This is a genomic window from Pseudaestuariivita sp., assembly GCF_052825805.1.
The window spans coordinates 109,309-127,497 of record NZ_JBRBVB010000002.1 but is presented as its reverse complement, the minus strand read 5'-3'; the positions used below and the strand labels follow the sequence as shown (position 1 = coordinate 127,497).

General features: G+C 66.3%; 14 protein-coding genes. 9 read left to right on the top strand and 5 right to left on the bottom strand.

The window, feature by feature from the left end:
- The first annotated feature begins 33 nt into the window (after window positions 1–33).
- From ACU0B3_RS01690 to ACU0B3_RS01680, 3 genes are read left to right on the top strand one after another with little or no spacing between them, the layout of a single operon-like run.
- Window positions 34–642 carry a type 1 glutamine amidotransferase domain-containing protein gene (locus ACU0B3_RS01690; RefSeq protein WP_446259075.1) on the top strand — a complete coding sequence of 203 codons (609 nt, stop codon included), beginning with the start codon at window positions 34–36 and terminating at the stop codon, window positions 640–642.
- Entirely contained in the window at window positions 639–1,097 is a 459-nt protein-coding gene (locus ACU0B3_RS01685) for a DMT family transporter (protein WP_446259074.1), read from the top strand. Before ACU0B3_RS01690 ends, ACU0B3_RS01685 begins: the two co-directional genes overlap by 4 nt.
- Complete coding sequence (locus ACU0B3_RS01680) at window positions 1,055–1,249, top strand: hypothetical protein (protein ID WP_446259073.1); 195 nt, start codon at window positions 1,055–1,057, stop codon at window positions 1,247–1,249. The genes ACU0B3_RS01685 and ACU0B3_RS01680 overlap by 43 nt, the downstream gene beginning before the upstream one ends.
- Before the next feature lie 267 nt (window positions 1,250–1,516).
- Here ACU0B3_RS01680 and ACU0B3_RS01675 read toward each other — a convergent pair whose 3' ends face one another.
- The 3 genes from ACU0B3_RS01675 to ACU0B3_RS01665 all read right to left on the bottom strand — a co-directional run bounded on the left by ACU0B3_RS01675 (window position 1,517) and on the right by ACU0B3_RS01665 (window position 7,626).
- Window positions 1,517–5,935: a calcium-binding protein gene (locus ACU0B3_RS01675; RefSeq protein WP_446259072.1), complete on the bottom strand. Its 4,419-nt coding sequence runs from the start codon at window positions 5,933–5,935 to the stop codon at window positions 1,517–1,519.
- A gap of 354 nt (window positions 5,936–6,289) precedes the next feature.
- Window positions 6,290–7,231, bottom strand: a complete 942-nt coding sequence (locus ACU0B3_RS01670; protein WP_446259071.1) for a formylglycine-generating enzyme family protein — start codon at window positions 7,229–7,231, stop codon at window positions 6,290–6,292.
- On the bottom strand, window positions 7,228–7,626 hold the full coding sequence (locus tag ACU0B3_RS01665) for a rhodanese-like domain-containing protein (RefSeq protein WP_446259564.1): 399 nt from the start codon (window positions 7,624–7,626) through the stop codon (window positions 7,228–7,230). Before ACU0B3_RS01665 ends, ACU0B3_RS01670 begins: the two co-directional genes overlap by 4 nt.
- Window positions 7,627–7,771: 145 nt before the next feature.
- Here ACU0B3_RS01665 and ACU0B3_RS01660 point away from each other — a divergent pair, with 145 nt between their 5' ends.
- The 6 genes from ACU0B3_RS01660 (at window position 7,772) to mdoH (ending at window position 16,701) form a co-directional block, all read left to right on the top strand.
- Entirely contained in the window at window positions 7,772–9,379 is a 1,608-nt protein-coding gene (locus ACU0B3_RS01660) for a thiamine pyrophosphate-binding protein (protein ID WP_446259070.1), read from the top strand.
- A complete protein-coding gene (locus tag ACU0B3_RS01655; protein WP_446259069.1) occupies window positions 9,363–10,580 on the top strand; it encodes a CaiB/BaiF CoA transferase family protein in 1,218 nt (405 codons plus the stop codon). Before ACU0B3_RS01660 ends, ACU0B3_RS01655 begins: the two co-directional genes overlap by 17 nt.
- A gap of 124 nt (window positions 10,581–10,704) precedes the next feature.
- Window positions 10,705–12,078: a tetratricopeptide repeat protein gene (locus ACU0B3_RS01650; RefSeq protein ID WP_446259068.1), complete on the top strand. Its 1,374-nt coding sequence runs from the start codon at window positions 10,705–10,707 to the stop codon at window positions 12,076–12,078.
- Between the two features lie 53 nt (window positions 12,079–12,131).
- Window positions 12,132–13,382, top strand: coding sequence for an OpgC family protein (locus ACU0B3_RS01645; protein WP_446259067.1), 1,251 nt, complete (start codon window positions 12,132–12,134; stop codon window positions 13,380–13,382).
- A complete protein-coding gene (locus ACU0B3_RS01640) occupies window positions 13,382–14,878 on the top strand; it encodes a glucan biosynthesis protein (protein ID WP_446259066.1) in 1,497 nt (498 codons plus the stop codon). Before ACU0B3_RS01645 ends, ACU0B3_RS01640 begins: the two co-directional genes overlap by 1 nt.
- On the top strand, window positions 14,866–16,701 hold the full coding sequence (gene mdoH / locus ACU0B3_RS01635) for a glucans biosynthesis glucosyltransferase MdoH (RefSeq protein WP_446259065.1): 1,836 nt from the start codon (window positions 14,866–14,868) through the stop codon (window positions 16,699–16,701). Before ACU0B3_RS01640 ends, mdoH begins: the two co-directional genes overlap by 13 nt.
- 189 nt (window positions 16,702–16,890) lie before the next feature.
- On the opposite strand, the gene ACU0B3_RS01630 is transcribed toward mdoH, so the two are convergent.
- The gene (locus ACU0B3_RS01630) at window positions 16,891–17,712 is read right to left on the bottom strand and encodes an alpha/beta hydrolase family esterase (RefSeq protein WP_446259064.1); all 822 of its coding nucleotides are present in this window, start codon (window positions 17,710–17,712) and stop codon (window positions 16,891–16,893) included.
- Complete coding sequence (locus ACU0B3_RS01625; protein WP_446259063.1) at window positions 17,709–18,146, bottom strand: rhodanese-like domain-containing protein; 438 nt, start codon at window positions 18,144–18,146, stop codon at window positions 17,709–17,711. The genes ACU0B3_RS01630 and ACU0B3_RS01625 overlap by 4 nt, the downstream gene beginning before the upstream one ends.
- Between the last annotated feature and the right edge of the window lie 43 nt (window positions 18,147–18,189).

Genomic DNA, 18,189 nt, shown 5'->3' with positions numbered 1-18,189 from the left:
TCCGCCTCTTTGCGCTCGAGCCATTCCGATGAGGTGTTCGCGGACACCGGCTACACAATCAAGATCGTGTCACCCGATGGCGGCACGCTTCAAGCCGACAGCTATTCGGACCCCGAGGATGCCAGCGGCTATTCGGTCCACGACACGATCTCGCTCGCGTTCAAGAACGACCCCGACAAGATGAGACTTCTGGTCGATACCCCGGCTTCGGCAGACGTGGATCCCGCCGAATACGACGCCCTTTTTGTGGTGGGTGGGCAAGGCCCCATGGTGACGATGATCGACGATGAGGCCGTGCACGGCTTTGCGGCCGCGTTCTACGAAGCGGGCAAGGTCACGTCCGCCGTGTGCCACGGAACCTGCATCCTTTTGAAAGTGCGGCTCGCAAACGGCGACCTTCTGGTCAAAGGCAAACGCTGGACAGGGTTTGCCGACGCCGAGGAGCAATACGCCGAGCAGGCCATCGGACAGAAGATCCAGCCGTTCTGGATTGAAACCGAGGCCCGCAAGATCGCCGAGACGCGGTTCGAGGTTGCCGGTGCCATGGAAGAACACGCGATCCGTGACGGAAATCTGATCACCGGTCAGCAACAGGTCTCGGCCCGCGCCGCCGCCCAAGAAGTCGTTGCGGCGCTTTCGTGACCCCCTGGCCGCTGATTTTCGCCGCCCTCGCGACGGGCGCGGTGGTGCCGCTCCAGTTGGTTTTCAACGGCCAATTGGGGGGCGTCTTGCGGAATGCCTTCACGGCCTCGCTGATCGTCTTTGTGGTCGGCGCTGCCCTGCTGCTCGCGCTTGTCGCGATCATGCGGCCACAGCTGCCTTCCCTGGCCGAATTGATGGCCGCGCCTCGGACGGTATGGCTCGGCGGGGTGATCGCGACTGGTTATATCGTGGCGACCGTCATCATCACGCCGCGCCTGGGCGTCGGATTGACAACCGGTCTGATCCTGGTCGGCCAGCTCTGCATGGCGCTGGCACTCGACCATTTCTGGGCATTGTCACCGGCCCCTCGGTGCAGCCATCGCGTCGGCCTTTTACGAGAAAGGTTGGCGCGTTGTCGGAACGGTCCGGTGGCCAGAAAGCCGCCGCCGCGCTGAACACCGGCTGGATGCAAACGGACATGGGCGGCGCCAATGCAAAACGCACGCCGACAAAAACTGCCCACGATTTCGTCGAGCGGCATGCAGACGGCACGCTCCACCGCGCCAACGCGCGTTTCCCGAACGCCGGCGGCACCGAGCAGGTGTGATAGCGGGGCGTGAAGCTTCCAGCACCTGGTAGTCTGCGCGAGCCTCAAGCGGCTGACACATCACGTCTGGCGCCGCACGGAAGTTTCCCTCACAAGCCTTTTGGATGACGAGGGCGGGACATGCCGAAAGCAAGCCTATGGCACGACGCCGCCTGACAACACCGGTCAGACGGGCGCCCCTCGTCTCACCTCACGTGGATCAGGTCCGGCGCTACCCGCCGCGTGGACCTCCCTAACGAAGATGCGCCCCGCGCGCTTGGGCGAAGATCAGTAGAGCACCACGTCGTCCACCAGCCCCACCAGATCCGTCTCCCCTTCGAGCAGGATCGACTGGCCCATTCCGTTCGAGATCACGATCCCGCCCGTGCCGACGCCGATCGACGCCATCTGCTGCATCGCCGCAAGCGGCGTCGCACCGATCACCCAAGCGTTCGACAGATGCAGCTCGTCCACGCCGATCTCGAAATCGGTGATGACCTCGTTCGCGACTTGAGCGCCAAAGATGAACGTGTCCGCCCCTGCGCCGCCGGTGATCGTGTCATTGCCGAGCACGCCCGTCTGCGCATCGTCGGTGTAGACATCCGCGCCGGCGCCCATGCGCACGGTGTCGGGACCCCGTCCGCCCTCTATGCTATCCGCGCCGCCATTGCCTTCGATGTAGTCGGCGCCGCTGCCACCCTTGATGGTATCAGCGCCGCTGCCGCCAAAGAGGTTGTCCGCCCCGGCGTTGCCAAAGAGTTCGTCGTTGCCACCACCGCCGGAAATCTGGTCGGTGCCGTTGCCGCCTTGCACGATGTCCGCGCCCGCCGCGCCGGTCTGCGCCGTGTCGCGGTAGACGTCGGCGCCGTTGCCGAGGCTCACGCGGTCCGCGCCATCGCCGCCCTCGACGCTGTCCGCGCCGTTGCCGGCGTCGATGACGTCGCTGCCGGAGCCGCCGGTGATCGTGTCAGACCCACCGCGGCCGTTGATCGTGTCGGCGTTGTCCTCACCGTGCAGAACGTCGTTGCCACCGCCGCCCTGCAGCGTGTCCTCGCCCGCACCGCCAAAGACCGTGTCGCGGCCGGCCGCGCCGCCCTGGGTGTTGTCCTGAAAGAGGTCGCCGCCCGCGCCAAGACGCACCTCGTCCGCGCCGTTACCGCCCACGACCGTGTCCGCGCCCTGCCCTGCCAGGATCATGTCACCATGCGTGCCCCCGGCAATCGAGTCGCTGCCGACGCCGCCTTCGAGCGTGTCCGCCCCGGCGTTGCCCAAAAGCGTGTCATCGCCATCCCCGCCAAGCAGCGAGTCGAGGCCATTGCCGCCCACCAGCAGGTCGTTGTCCTCCTCACCCGCCAGGCTGTCGGCGCCGTCGCCGCCTTCGAGCGTGTCGTTCCCGGTCCATCCGGTGAGCTGGTCGTTGTCCGCACCGCCGTCGAGGAAGTCCGCGCCGCTGCCGCCTCCGAGGCTGTCGTCGCCCGCCCCGCCCAGCGCCTTGCCGCCGTCGTTCGACGCAAGGATCGTGTCGTCGCCGCCTTGGCCAAAGAGCTCGTCCGCGCCGCGGAAGCCAGAAATGAAGTCATCCCCGAGCCCGCCGTAGACCGTTTCGTCGCCAGTGAAGCCTGACCCAAAATTCTCGCGGAATTCGTCATCGCCCGCACCGAGGAAGATCAGGTTGTTGCCGTCGCCCGCGCGCACTGTGTCGTCGCCGCCATTGGTGCGCAGCGTGTCGTTGCCGCCCCAGGGCTCGATCAGGTCGCCGCCATCTCCGGTGCGGATGTCTTCGGCGTCCGGGCTGCCCACGACTTCGATGCCGATGAACTCACCAAGGCCAAGCTTGAACTGCTCGATCGACGAAAACTCGTCGAGCCTGCCGCCGCTTTCCTCGTCGCGGATCAGCCCCGCCCAGATCTCCACCAGCGGGTCGATCACCTGCCCCGGATACTCGGTGGCAAAGCTCTTCACGAGCGTGTCGAACCCTTCGCCGCCGTTAATCGTGTCGAGCCCGGCGCCATCGGTGATGCTGTCATCTCCGGTGCCGCCCTCGATCACGTCGTCGCCTTCGAGCCCGAGGATCGTGTCGTTGCCGCCGCCCGCGTCCAGCACGTCCGCGCCCGGCGTGCCGGTCAGCAGATCGTCCGTGGCGCCGGTGCTTTGCACCTCGCCGTCGATGGCGACCCGGCGGTCGAGAAAATCGATGTGCTCGACATTGTAGAGGATCTTGGTGCCTTGCGAGGACACCACCGACGTTGCGTCGTTCACCCGCGTGATGGTCGCGTTGTACGAATTGACGTCGATCACCACCCGGTCGAGGTCACGCCCCGGCCCGCCATCGATCGTGTCGAACCCCAGCCCGGGGTGAAAAACGTCGTAAAGCCCGACGTTGGACGCCAACGGTGACGTTTCACCTTCAAGCGAGTCGTTTCCGTCTGTGCCAAAGACCGGGTTGTCGCTCAGCGGCTGGACGCGTGTCTCTGCCGTGATCTCTTCAAAGCCGCGGAGCGTGTCCTCCCCTTTGATACTCAAGACAATAAAGTCGTCGCCGTCGCGCCGGATACCGAGATTGCCAAGTGCAGGCACGTCATAGCGCGCACGGTCGTATCCTTCGCCGCCTTCCATGAGGTCGAAGCCCAAGTCGCCCTTGACGGTGTCATTGCCCGCGCCGCCCAGCAGCGTGTCGTCGTGGATACTGCCAAAGATCACGTCGTTGCCGGCGTTGCCCTCGATCCAGTCCTGCCCGTTCGCCACGTCGGGGAACGTGCTGCGGTGCGCATAGATCGTGTCGTCCCCGTCGAGGCCGTAGATGGTCTCGGCGTAGTTCATCCCGTCGATGACATCGTCGTCCTGCGTGCCGCGCACAGGCGACGCATGGGTGAATCCCCCTCCGCCAGGCGAGCCATCGCCCACGTCGATGTTGGGGTCTTTGGAATACATGCCCGTCAGGACGCTAAAGGCGTAGTTGTTGTCCTGTTCATAAAGCGCGTCGCCGGCGAGGAACGTGATTCCCGCGTCATCGAGCGCCTCGGAGAAGCTCGCCCATGCGCCAGCATCGGCCCCGCTGTCGAGCCGTTGCTGCGGCACTTGCGCGACGAACACGAGCTGCACGCCAAACGTGTCCGGCGTCTCCGGTGTCTCGTCACCCGGCCCGATGTTCGGCTGTTCCGCAGGATTGAGTTCGCCCCGTCCATCGAACCCGCCGTCGCCGCCGTCAAACCCTCCGTCTCCGCCATCACCGCCGTCGAAGCCGCCGTCACCACCGTCTCCGCCGTCACCGCCGCCGCCTCCGCCGCCCGTTCCCGGATCAATCGCCGGCTGGAAGTACTCGACAGACCGCGAGTTAAGCACGCTGATGAGCTCGGGCAGCTTGTCGACGTCCTTGGGTGGCGCGTCGGTGAAAACGATGACCTTGCGGTCCGCTGCGCCGATGCGCCACTGCGCCGTCTTTACAGCCTCGATCGCGGCCTCGATGACATCCTCGCCAATCGTCTCGTCGAAATAGTCCGGCTCGGGCTCCACGAGGTCTTCCTGAAAGCTGGGAAGTTCGTTGAACATGAACTTGGAATCGTTCAGCCGCGCCTGCAGGTCCGTCCCGCTGCGCAAATCCTGCGGCAACACGACAAGCTCGGGCTCATCGTCCGTTCCAAAGGGGTTTTCCGGCGTCTCGTTCGCCTCGGGCGTCTCGTAGAACAGCGTTACACCCGTGCGCACGTCGCGCGTCGAGTCGCTCGATGTGGCATCCATGATCGCCCGCGCCGCTTCGGCCCAGGTGTTCATGAAGATGCTGCTGACCGACTGGCTGATGTCCGCGAGAAAGAGGATGTCGGATTGAAACGTCATCCCCTCGGCGCGCAGATCGAACGTCTCGCCCGTGCCGCGAAAGTGGATCTTTTCCACGTTGGACAGCCGGTTCGTGCCTTCATCCGCAGCGCCGCGCACGTGATCGACCACCCATGTGCCGTCCTTGGCCATCTGCACATCGTAATCGGACGGATTGCCGCTAAAGACCGCGGTGTCCTCGCCAGACCCACCGTCGAGCGTGTCGTCACCGCCAAATCCGTACATCGTGTCATCGCCCGCGTCGGCGTCAAAATACTTGCTCCGCGCACCCGGCGTCTTTTGCATCAAAAGGTCGTTGGACGGCGCGTGCAGCGACATCGTCACGCTGTTGTCGGTGAGCCAGGCTTCGTCGACCGGGCGACCGAGGGAATAGTTCACGCCCTCTTCGATGTAGTCACCGACAAACGCCCAGCCGTCGTAGGAGGCTTGGTTCGCAAGCCCAAGCGAGTCCTCGATCAGGAATTGCTCGCGCAGAGTGTCACCCTTGAGGTCATCGCTTCGCGCGGTGCCGTGCAGATCACGGAGATCGAGCAAAGCATGGATCAGCTCGTGGCCAACCGTGACGATATCGGAGTCGATATAGGCCGTCCCTTCGTCATTGATGTAGAGGCGCCGGTCGATCTCCTCCGGGTCGATCCAAATATAATGGTTGCCGTCCGAGAACTGACCCTGGGTCGCTTTCAACTCGCCGGGCTCGTAGCGGACATACACCACGCTGCCCGGGTTGTTCATCGCCCAGATGTCGATCATCGACTGGAAGTGGAACGAGGTCTCGTACCCCTGCTGGATCGCCAGCTCCACGCGCCCCTCCAAGCTGACGCTCGGATAATTCTCGAAAACAAACCGCGCACTGACGTCGTCAAAATTGGCCATGATCGATACTCACATCTGAGAAGTGTCCCGGGCAGAATGTCCCCCTTGCCCATGCCGCAACAACAGCGGAAAACCTGACCCAAGGCCATAACCCAATTGGGTGAAAAGCGCGCAAAACCCCTTTGGCGAAAGGCTTTTGCGTGGAATGATTTCACGATGCGTGAAATTATTTTGCCGAATATGTCTCGAGACATAGCGTTTCTCACGCGCCATCCGAGAGCTCGCGCGACCTACGCCGGGCAGTCAGGCTTCTGGGTGCATTCAGCTTGCAAGGCACGTAAGTCTCGGCGACCGCAAAGACGCGCGTCGGACGGGCAACCTTTCCCAGAGCGCTTTGAATATGCGCTGTCGCAACTACGCGCGCACCGGCCACACCATCCGAAAGCCCTGGTGCGGTGTCGCACTGTCGGCGGCATTGCCCGTCCGCGCCGCGATCCGGTAGCGAAAGCAATAGCTTGCGTGGCAAAGGAACGAGCCGCCCTTGAGCAGCTTGTACCCTTTCATCTGCCGCATGCGCGCCTTGGCCCCTGCCTTCATCGAGCGCAGCTTGAAGGGCTCCGCCGTCCACTCCCACACGTTGCCGACCGTCCCGTAAAGGCCATAGCCGTTTGGCGCAAAGGACCGCGCGGGAGCCGTCGTAACGTAGCCGTCCGCGCCGGTGTTCACCTCGGGGAACCGGCCCTGCCAGATGTTGCAATGCCCGACATTGACATCGCTCGGCGCATCCTCGCCCCACGGAAACGGCATGTCGCCCAGACCTCCGCGCGCGGCGTGTTCCCACTCGGCCTCGCTCGGCAGGCGCCCCCCCGCCCAGGCGGCATAGGCCCGCGCGTCACGCCACGAGACCTGCACCACCGGGTGCTCCGGGTGCCATGCGTCCTCGCTGCCGGGTCCGTTGATGCACCGCCAATCGGCACCGTCCACGCGGCGCCACCATTCGGTTCCCGCCACCGCTTGCGTGGCGCCCAGCGCCTCCGGCACCTGCGCCCAAAAGACGAACGACCAGCCGAACCGCTCCGCTTCGGTGACATAGCCGGTATCGCGGACAAATGCCGCGAATTGCGCGTTGGTCACCGGCCCGCGGGCCATGCGGAACGGCGCGACCTTGACCCGCCTGAGCGGGCCCTCCTCGTCCTGTGGCAAGGCCGGCGTATCGGTCCCGACAAGTGCAGTGCCGCCCGGGATCAGCACGGCGTCGGAGTCCATCGCGCCACCGACCGGGACGCCGACCATGCCAGAGGAGACACTCTGCCCGCCGCGGCTCGGAGTGCAGCAGGGCTTGACCGCGTCTGTCACTTGTCCTCCGCGCGCTCCAGCGGGCCGCCTTGCGCCTCCCACGTCGAGAAGCCCTCGCGCAGATGCGCCGCGTCAAACCCCATGTCCTGCAGCGTCGCGACGGTCAGCGCCGAACGCCACCCGCTTGCGCAGTGAAAGACGTAGGTCTTGTCCTGCCCGAACACCTCCTTGAAGTAGGGGCTCTCGGGGTCGACCCAGAATTCGACCATGCCGCGCGGTGCGTGCACCGATCCGGGGATGAACCCGGTCCGCTGCCGCTCGCGCACGTCGCGGATGTCGACGATCACCACCTCCGGGTCGTCCACCATCGCGATCAAGTCCGGCGTTTCGATCTCGCGGATTCGCGCGCGGGCGGCGGCGACCATCTCGGCGGCGGAGGTCTTGAGCTTGGCCATGGGGTCTCCTGCATGGTTGTTGGCCGCATCATGCACGGCGCAGCGGCCAAGCGAAAGGCCGGCGCGGCGGCGCACATCCTCGTGAGCCCCCTTGCGCGGCGCGCGCGGCTCGGCCATCCCGGACGCACCATCATCGAGGTTGCCCATGTCCCCATCCCGCGCCGCCGACCACCTCGCCCGACGCCTTTACGAAGCCGGGTGCCGCCACGCCTTCGGCATGCCGGGCGGCGAAGTGCTCACGCTTGTCGACGCGCTCGAAAAGGCTGGCATTCAATGCGTGCTCGCCCGGCACGAGAACGCCGCCGCCTTCATGGCCGAGGGGGTCTGGCACCGCACCGGCGCGCCGGGCATCCTGCTCGCCACGCTGGGTCCGGGCGTGCTCAACGGGGTGAACGCCATCGCCAACGCGCATCAGGACCGGGTGCCGCTGATCGTGCTCGCGGGCTGTGTGGACGAGGACGAGGCGCACACCTACACGCACCAGGTACTCGACCATCAGGCGGTGCTGCGCCCGATCACCAAGGCCACCTTCAGGTTGAGTGCCGCCTCCGCCGACCTCATCGCCGACAAGGCCGTCACCATTGCCTGCGAGGACCGCCCCGGCCCCGTGCATATCGACGTGCCGATCGGGGTGGCGGCCACCGAAGTCTCGATCTTGCGGACCCGCCGGAGGCCGCCATCCGAGCCCGTGGTGCCGGCTGATCTCGGGCCGCTGCAAGAGCATCTGGCCAAGGCGCAGCGCCCTGTGATGATCGCCGGTTTGGATGCGCTGAACGAAGGCGCGAGCACGGCTGTTCAGACCCTCGCCGAGCGCCTCGGCATGCCTGTCATCACCACCTACAAGGCCAAGGGGCTGATCCCCGAAACGCACCCTCTGGCGCTCGGCGGCGCGGGGCTCTCGCCCAAGGCGGATGGCGTGCTTGTGCCGTTTGTGGAAGAGGCGGACCTGATCCTCTGCGCCGGCTACGATCCCATCGAGATGCGCCCCGGCTGGCGCGAGATTTGGGATCCTGCCAAGGTCACCGTCATCGACATCGCCGCCGTTCCGAACCATCAGTACATGCACCAGGCGACGATCAATGTCGTGGGCCATACCGGCGCGACGCTCGAGGCGTTGGCGGACAGGCTTCCTCCAAGAAAGACTTGGAGCGAGGACCGCTTGTCGGCGCTCAAGGCCGATCTGGAAAAAACATTTCCCGTGAATGACCTCTGGGGCGCAGCTGCAGTGATAGATGCAGTGCAGAATGCCCTTCCCGAAGGTGCGGTTGCTACCGTTGATTCGGGCGCGCACCGTATCCTTTTGAGCCAGATGTGGCGCTGCGCGGAGCCACGCTCGCTGCTGCAATCTTCGGCGCTCTGCACCATGGGCTGCGCCGTGCCGCTCGCGGCGGGCGCCAAGCTGGTTGAGCCGGACCGCCCTGTCGTCGCCTTCGTCGGCGATGCGGGCCTGATGATGGTCGCGGGGGAGATGTCGGTGCTTGCCGAGCAGAAATTGCCGGTGATCGTCGTCGTCTTTGTCGACGCCTCGCTCGCGCTGATCGAGAAGAAGCAACGCGAGCGGCAGCTGAGCAATGCGGCGGTGGACTTTGGCCACCACGACTTTGCCGCCATCGCGCAGGGCTTTGGCGGAAACGGAGTGACAGTGCGCGACCGGCAGAGCCTGCGTGCGGCAGTGGAAGACGCGCTGACGGCCGACTGCTTTACGGTGATCGCGGCAGAGATCGACAGGCAGGGCTATGACGGGAAAATCTGACGGGTCCGAGCAGGCCAAGGGACCGCTCGACGGCATCTTTGTCCTCGACCTTTCGCGCATCCTCGCGGGGCCCACATGCACGCAACTTATGGGCGATCTCGGCGCAGAAGTCATCAAGGTCGAGGCGCCCGGCAAGGGCGATGACACGCGCGGCTGGGGACCGCCCTACGTGACTGGCAAGGACGGCGCACCGACCGACCTTTCGGCCTATTTCATGGCCGCCAATCGCAACAAGAAATCCGTGGCGCTGGATCTCGGCACTGCAGATGGCCAGGCCGCCGTGCGCAAGCTCGCGGCGCGCGCGGATGTGGTGATCGAGAACTTCAAACCCGGGGGGCTGGCCAAGTACGGGCTGGACGCTGAAACGCTGCGCAAAGCGCATCCGGGACTGGTCTATTGCTCGATCTCGGGGTTCGGGCAGACCGGACCGAACCGCGACAAGCCGGGCTATGATTTGATGGCGCAGGGCTATGGCGGCGTGATGTCAGTCACCGGAGAGGCGGACGGCGCGCCGATGAAGGTGGGCGTCGGGATCGCGGATGTCATGTGCGGGATGTACGCCTGCGTCGGCATCCTCGCCGCGCTGCACCACCGCGCCAAGACGGGCGAAGGGCAGCATATCGACCTGTCGCTGGTCGATGCGCAAATGGCGTGGTTGATCAACGTCGGCACCAACTACCTGACCTCGGGGAAGGTCCCGGGCCGAGTCGGCAACGCGCATCCCAACATCGTGCCGTACAACGTCTATGGGACCGCGGACGGCCACGTGATCGTCGCGGTTGGCAATGACGCGCAATTCGCGCGGTTCGCGGATTTTCTCGGCGCGCCGGACTGGGCGGAGGATGCGCGATTTGCCACGAACTCGGCCCGGATCGCCAACCGGGAGGCGCTGGAGCCGCTGATCGTGCAACGCATGGCGGCGCGCAGCACCGCAGAGGTGATCGCGGGTCTCGAGGCGCGCAAGGTCCCGGTGGGTCCGGTGCACGACGTGGCCGAAGCATTGGCGTCAAATCAGGCAGAGGCGCGGGGCGCGGTTGTGTCGATGCCAGTCGAGACGGCCGCCGAAGGCGCTGTACATCTTTTGGGAAACCCGTTGAATTTCTCTGCAACGCCAGTGACTTACCGGCGCCCTCCGCCGCATCTTGGGGCGGACACCGCAGAGGTGCTTGGCAGCTTCGACGATGCGGGCGAGGCAAGTTGACGTCACGAACCCGTGATCTCACCAGCGCGTGATTTGTGCGTGGGCGGCACCAGCCGATAGTGCGGAAGCACACCACTTCCTGTGACCGATTGTCCCGGTCCGAGATCAGCGCGAGGGCCGCACGATGACAACCGACCTTTTTGGCTACGCGTTGACGCTTTCAAATCCCAAGGCAGGCACGCACTGGGACGCGCTTGTCCGCGCGTTTCTGGCACATTCGGCAGAGGCGCCGACACATCTGGCCTCGGCGCTTGAGGCGGAGCCGGACTTTGCCATGGCGCACGCTGCGAAGGGCCTCTTTACGCTGCTGCTGGGACGGCGGGAGCTGGTGCCGGTTGCGCGGGATGCCCTGGCTGCTGCGGAGGCTGCCGCACGCCGGACTCAGCCGAGCGCGCGCGAGATGGCCTTTGTCCACGCTTTGAGCGCCTATCTGCGGGACACGCCCTCCGAGGCAGTGGCCGAGATGGAGCGCGTGCTGGCCGCGCATCCGCGCGACACCTTTGCGCTGAAGGTCGGGCACGCGATCCGTTTTGTGCTGGGCGACAACGCGGGCATGCGGCGGTCGATCGAGCGGGTGATGCCGGCGTACGACGCGGACCACCCGGCGCGGGGGTATCTCTTGGGCTGTCACGCCTTTGCGCTGGAGGAGACGGGCGACTATGCCAAGGCGGAGACGGCGGGCCGAATGGGTCTGTCGCTGGCAGCGGACGATGCGTGGGGTCTGCACGCGGTCGCGCATGTGCACGACATGACGGGCAATGCGCAGGCGGGGCTCGACTGGCTGACCGGGCGCGAGGCGGCTTGGGCGCATTGCAACAACTTTCGCTACCACGTGTGGTGGCACAAGGCGCTGATGCACCTCGACCTGGGCGATACGGAGGCGGTGCTGGCGCTTTATGACGCCGAGATCCGCGCCGACAAGACGGACGATTACCGCGACATCTCGAACGCGACCTCGCTGCTTTCGCGGCTCGAGCTGGACGGCGTCGATGTGGGCACGCGGTGGGAGGAGCTGGCGGCGCTGTCAGCCGAGCGCACCGAGGACGGGTGCCTGATCTTTGCCGATCTGCACTATATGCTGGCGCTGATCGGCGGGCGGCGCGAGGACGCGGCGCGGGACATGCTGCGGCGGCTGAGCGCGGATGCGCGGCGCACGCACCCCACCGAGATCGAGGCGCGCATGGCCAAGCCGGGGCTGCACATCGCAACCGGGCTCGAGGCGTTCGGGGAGGCGGATTACCGCACGGCCTTCCTCAACCTCGCGCGGGGGCGGCAGAGCTTGCAGGCCGCGGGCGGCAGCCACGCCCAGCGCGACGTCTTCGAACGGCTCACGATCGACGCAGGCATCCGCGCCGGGTTCGTGGCGGAGGCGGAGGCCATCCTTGCCGAGCGCACGGCCAAGCGCGCAGGCCGCGAGGACGGGTACGCCGCCGCCCGGCGCGAGATGATCGCGGCCGCGCAGTCCTGGGCGAGCCCTGAGCAGCTTCCGGCCGAGTAAGCCCGTTGAGCGCGCTTGCCGATCCATCCGGTGTGGGGCATGCGGGAGGCGCTATGACTTCCGCGCCATCTGCCACGCCTGACACCCCCGCCGCAAAGGTGCGGGACATCCGCCTCGATTTCTTTCGCGGCATCGCGATGTTCATCATCCTCCTGGCGCACACGCCGGGCAACCTCTGGACGCGGTGGATTCCGGCGCGCTGGGGCTGGTCGGACGCGACGGAGATGTTCGTCTTTTGCTCAGGGATGGCCTCGGCGCTGGCGTTCGGGAAGCTCTTTCAGAGCCGGGGGCTGGGCCTTGGCACGCTGCGCATCAGCTTTCGCATCTGGCAGGTCTACTGGGCGCACATCGGGCTCTTTCTCGTCACGCTGGGCACAATGCTGGCGCTGGGAGTCCTTGGGTTCGAGCTGCGCGACTATGTGGGTCAGCTGAACCTCTACCCGTTCCTGCGCAATCCCGAAGGCAACGTGATCGGTCTGCTCACGCTGACCTACGTGCCGAACTATTTCGACATCCTGCCGATGTACCTGGCGATCCTCGCGATGATCCCGCTCGTGATGGCGCTGGCGCGGATCGATTTGCGGCTGGTGGCGCTTTTTGTGGGTCTGTTGTGGCTCGCGGCGAACCTCGAGATTGCGGAGCTCTGGCAGGGCGACGGGATCACGCCGCTGCAGCTGCCGGCGCAGTTGTGGTTCCCGGAGGGGTCCGACACGCGGCCCTGGTTCTTTAACCCCTTTGGTTGGCAGCTGTGTTTCTTTACTGGCTTTGCGCTGATGATGGGCTGGCTGCCGACGCCGCCCGTGACGCGCACGCTGATCGCGATTGCGGCCGCCTACGTGCTCTGGTCGTTCTTCTTTTCCTCGGTGGGGCTGAGGAACTTTGCCTGGCTGCCCGAGTGGTGGGAGCCGATCCGTGACACCCTGCGCGGCTGGCGGCGCGACATGGGCGTGCTGGCGCACAAGACCGACTTTGGCATCCTGCGCTACCTCCACATGCTGGCGCTCGGGTATCTGGCCTGGGTGCTGGTGGGTCCGGGTGGTGCGCGGCTCAACGCTGCGGTGCTGCAGCCGGTGATGCGGCTCATCGTGAAGGTCGGGCAGCAATCGCTCGCGGTCTTTGTGTTTTCGATGCTTTTGGCGCGTCTGTTAGGCGTGTGGCTCGACGAGACCTCGGTGATCGAGGGGCGGCGGTTTATCCGTGATCCGTGGATCAACGCGGGCGTGAACCTCGTGGGCTTTGCGATGATCATCGGCTGCGCCTACCTAGCAGGGTTCTACAAATCCCAACCGTGGAAGAAGCGCTGATGCTGCGGCGCGATCTCCTCAAGCTCCTCGGCGGGCTGGCGGTGACACCTCTGGCGGGGATGGCGCGCGCGGGCGAGCCTTTTTCCGAAGCGCGACTCACCCAGCTTGCGACGCGCATTGCCGCCAAGCCTTATGCGCCGCGCCCCAAGGTCCCGCAGGCGTGGCTGGACCTGACCTATGACGAATACCGCACGATGTGGTTCAACACGTCGAAGGCGGTGTGGGCGGATACCGAGAGCCCGCTGCAGGTCGACCTCTTTCACCCCGGCCTCTACTTTCCCCACGGTGTGCAGGTCGCGGTGGTCGAGGACGGGATGGCGCGGGCCCTGCCCTTTGACCTGAGCCTCTTTGACAAGACCGACCAGGCGCCAGACCTGCCGGTCTCTGCAGACATGGGATATTCCGGTCTCCGTTTGCGCACGCCTCTGACCGCGGGTGGCGGTCACCAAGAATACGCGGTCTTCCAAGGCGCGAGCTATTTCCGGGCGATCGGCCTTGAGGAGATCTACGGTCTTTCGGCGCGCGGGCTTGCCCTCGACACCGCCCAGCCGGGCGGGGAAGAGTTCCCGGACTTTACCCGTTTCTGGATCGAGCGGCCTGCGGCTGGGGAGCCCCACAAAGTCCATGCGCTGATGGAGAGCCCGTCGGTCACCGGCCTTTACCATTTCGAGCTAAGCCCGGGCGATGACACGGTGATTGACGTGCGCACCACGCTCTGGCCGCGCCGTCCGCTCGATCACGTCGGCATCGCGCCGCTCACCTCGATGTTCTTCTTTGACGAGACCAACCGGGCGGGCTTTGATGACTTTCGCCCTGCGGTGCACGACAGTGACGGGCTGATGATCCATAATGGCGCAGGCGAGCATTTGTGGCGGCCTCTGGCGAACCCTTCCACCTTGCAGGTTTCGAGCTTTGCCGATGACAGCCCCAAAGGGTTCGGCCTGGCACAACGCGCGCGGCGGTTTTCGGACTTTGCCGATCTCGAGGCGCTTTACCACAAACGCCCCTCCCTCTGGATCGAGCCGGGTGAAGACTGGGGGCAAGGCGCCGTCACGCTGATCGAGATCCCGACGGACAAGGAGATCTACGACAACATCGTCGCCTTCTGGCAGCCTGCCGCGCCCTTGGCCGTGGGCCAGTCGCACCAGATGTCCTACCGGATGACGTGGAGCGGGACCGGGCTTGCAGTCACGGATGTCGCGCCGGTGCTCAACACCCGCATGGGGCGCGGGCATGTGTTCGGAGAAAAGCGGACGGTGACGGTGGATTTTGCGCCTTCGCCCGCCTTCGACACGCTCGAGGACGTGCAGATCGACCTGAGCGTGACGGGCGACGTGGCCTCGAACGGGATTTTGCAGCGCAACCCGGAAACCGGCGGCGTCCGGCTCGCGTTCAGCTTTGAAGCGGGCGATGCCACCACCCTCGAGATGCGCGCCGCGCTCCGTCGCGACACACTCCCCCTGACCGAAATCTGGACCTACCGTTGGACGGCCTGAGCCCCTACCCCCTGCTGGCCGAGATGCCGCCCGAAGCGCCGCTGGCCTGCCCGGCACAGCGCCTCGGCACGTGCGAGCGCGACCGCGCGGCGCCGGGGATCGAGGCAAGCTGGCACCCCTGGGCGTGGCGCGCGGCGGTGGTGCTGCCCGCGTTGGCGCTGACGGTGCTCTTCGACATCGGCTTCGCCTCCTGGCGCGGCAGTTGGGGCGCGCCCTGGCTCGAGGCGCTGGTGATGGTCCTGGTGACAGTCACGTTCTTCTGGGTCGCGCTCAGCGCGGTCACGGCGGCGCTTGGACTTTTCGGTCAACGGCGGCGCGCGCCCGTCTCAAAAGGTGCGCAAAGCCTGCGCGTGGCGCTCTTGATGCCGGTCTATCATGAAGACCCGGCCGAGGTCTTTGGCAACGCCGCCGCGATGCTGCGTACGCTCAATGAGGCCGGGCACAGCCATGCATTTGAATTCTTTATCCTGTCGGACACGCAGGATGCGGCGCTGGCTGAAACCGAACGCGCAGGCTTTGCGGCGCTGCGGGCCGTGCTGCCGAAGGGCCCGCCCGTCTGGTACCGCCGCCGCACCCGCAACACCGAGCGCAAGTCCGGCAACATCGCCGACTGGGTGGCGCGTTGGGGCGGCGCGTTCGACGCCATGGTGGTGCTCGATGCCGACAGCCTGATGACCGCGGACGCGCTCGCCGCGCTGGCAGACGAGATGGCCGCCGATCCCGGCGTGGGCCTCATCCAGTCGGCGCCGATGCTGGTCGGGCAGCAGACGCTCTTTGGCCGGGTCCAGCAATTTGCCGGCCGCGTCTATGGCCCGCTGTTGACGCACGGGCTGGCGCGCTGGAGCGATGCGGAGGGCAATTACTGGGGTCACAACGCGATCCTGCGCACGCGCGCCTTTGCCGCGACGGCGGGACTGCCGCGCATGCCGGGCGTCTTTGGCCCCGGCGGGCTGATCCTGAGCCATGACTTTGTCGAGGCCGGGCTGATGCGCCGGGCAGGCTGGGCCGTGCGGTTCCGCCCCGAGATCACGGGCTCCTTCGAAGAGCCGCCCGCCACGCTGATCGACTTTGCCCTGCGGGACCGGCGCTGGTGTCACGGGAACCTCCAGCACCTGATGCTGCTCGGCACGCGCGGCTTTCACGCGGTGTCGCGGTTTCACCTGCTCAACGGGGCGGTGTCCTACCTGCTGTCGGTCTTCTGGTTTGCGCTGCTGATGGTCTGGGCGCTGATGGGCACCCAGAGCGGTGCGCCGACAAGTCCCATGCCGCAAGTCCACCCGGCGCTGATCCTTGCCTTCATGTACGCGATGCTGCTCGCACCCAAGGTGATGGGCGCCCTCGCGCTGGCGCTGCGCCCGCACGCGGTGCCTTTGGGAGGCTGGCCTCAGTTTGCAGGTTCGGTGCTGCTCGAAGTGCTGGCCTCGATCCTCTACGCGCCGATCCTGATGGTGCAGCAGGTCGTGTCGGTCACCCGCAGCGCGCTTGGCCTGTCGCCGGGCTGGGCGCCGCAGGCGCGCAAGGGCGGGCGCTACGATCTGGTCACGACGGTGAAGTTCCACGCGCTGGAAACCGTGACCGGCGTCGCGCTTGGTGCGGGGATGCTCGCGGGCATGGTCTCGCTCTGGCTCTTGCCGATCGCGCTGAGCCTTGCCTGCGCGGTGCCTCTGTCGCTGCTCTCGGGTCTCGACCTCAGCCGGTGGCGCGCCACGCGGCGCTGGATGGCGACGCCCGAGATGCTCAACGCACCCCGCGTGCTGCGCCGCGCCCGTGCCGCCCGCAGCCAGTTCCGCCGTCTGCTTGAGAGCGCCTATCCGGCGGAGTGATCGAAAGAAGGCGGCCACTTACACAATCGCTCAATTGAAAGCACCGGCCTGACAGGCACTGTCAGGCCGCGCCGACCCGCCCCCGTCAAACCGAAGGTTTGCCTTCGGCAAAGCGGGCGGCGCGATGCGCCAGCCCGCGGGTCGGCGCGTGAACTGCCGCTTCATTTGCATTATTTCAAATGGCCGCGGCTAAAGCCCCTCGGCCCAATCCAGCACCCGTCCCAACCATCCGCGCGGCACCTGGTGCCCGCCGTCAAAAAGCTCGAGCGTCAGGGACTTGCCACTGTCGCAGCTCGTCCAGCTGCGCGTCCAAAGCCCATCCTCAACGCTCATCACATCAGGCCGGGTCTGCTGGCAGCCATTTGCCTCACGCAAGAGTTGCAGCGCAAAGAACGTGTCGCCCTGATGGAACGCCTCACCGTCGCGCAAGCCAAGGAACCGCCCCTCCAGCGGGACTGTACCGTCGTTCCACCCGTGGCTGTGGTAAAGATCGACGGGCGCCTCGCAGCCCTCAGGATGCGGTCGCCAGATCGAGCCGCCGACTGGCGCAAAGGCGAGAACCCCTTCGGGCGCGCTGCAGGCGGTGTAGGTGGACATCGACCCGCCGATCGAGAACCCTGCGAGCACCACGCGCGCAGGGTCCACATCAAAGCGCGTCGCCGCGTCTGCAATGAGCTCTGCAAAGAAAGCCGGCTCGTCCCGCTGTGCCTCCCAATCGGGATGGAACCCCCACGAACTGCGCGTCCCGCCGGGGCGCGTGAGCCCCTGCGGCGCGGCAAAGGCCCAGCCGCGGGCGGCCGCACGCTCCGCCATGCCGCCGTCCCGGAAATAGCCTGTCGCCTTGCCCCCGAACCCATGAAGAAAGATCATCAGAGGATGGCCCGTCCCTTCCTCCGGGACCGCGACGTGATATGTGCCGCTGGCCGTCTCACACGGCGCGCCCTGCCCGTCACAGGCGGCAACAGGCGCGCCATTGATGGCCAGACCTGCGGCCAGAGCAAGCGCCCTCACGGGCGCACCACCGGCAGGCCCGCCTTGATCCAGCCGGGACCCGCGCGCGAGCCCAGCATCCCTTCGGGCACGTCCACGATCTGCGTAAAGCCCGCCGCCGCCAGACGCCGCGCCATCCGGTCCGAGCGGACACCGCGGGCGCACATCACCGCGATCCGGGCACCCGTGTCGCCCCCGGTCAGCTGCCGCAGAGCGTCGATGAAATCACGCCGGCGCATGTCGAGCGGCACCGCTCCCTCGCCCACGCCCGTCGCCGCCCATTCATCGGGCCTGCGGATGTCGACGAGCAGCAGATCGCCCGCCCGCGCAGCTGCGTGTGCCTGAGCCGGTGTGAGGTCCGCGCCGCCATGCGCCGGGCGCAAGGCCCATGTGGCAGCGCCAGCCGCGACCACCGCGCCGGTACCAAGCATCATCGTGCGCCGCGTGATCTGCATGGGGGGTGTCCTTCGTGTTTTTCGGCAGTTTGCGCGAACGCGG

What these genes read in the sequence shown, in the direction of transcription:
- ACU0B3_RS01640 (WP_446259066.1), top strand. Translation starts at nt 13,382, where the DNA reads ATGCTGCGGCGCGATCTCCTCAAGCTCCTCGGCGGGCTGGCGGTGACA.
- ACU0B3_RS01625 (WP_446259063.1), bottom strand. Translation starts at nt 18,146, where the DNA reads ATGCAGATCACGCGGCGCACGATGATGCTTGGTACCGGCGCGGTGGTC.
- ACU0B3_RS01650 (WP_446259068.1), top strand. Translation starts at nt 10,705, where the DNA reads ATGACAACCGACCTTTTTGGCTACGCGTTGACGCTTTCAAATCCCAAG.
- ACU0B3_RS01655 (WP_446259069.1), top strand. Translation starts at nt 9,363, where the DNA reads ATGACGGGAAAATCTGACGGGTCCGAGCAGGCCAAGGGACCGCTCGAC.
- ACU0B3_RS01660 (WP_446259070.1), top strand. Translation starts at nt 7,772, where the DNA reads ATGTCCCCATCCCGCGCCGCCGACCACCTCGCCCGACGCCTTTACGAA.
- ACU0B3_RS01665 (WP_446259564.1), bottom strand. Translation starts at nt 7,626, where the DNA reads ATGGCCAAGCTCAAGACCTCCGCCGCCGAGATGGTCGCCGCCGCCCGC.
- ACU0B3_RS01645 (WP_446259067.1), top strand. Translation starts at nt 12,132, where the DNA reads ATGACTTCCGCGCCATCTGCCACGCCTGACACCCCCGCCGCAAAGGTG.
- ACU0B3_RS01675 (WP_446259072.1), bottom strand. Translation starts at nt 5,935, where the DNA reads ATGGCCAATTTTGACGACGTCAGTGCGCGGTTTGTTTTCGAGAATTAT.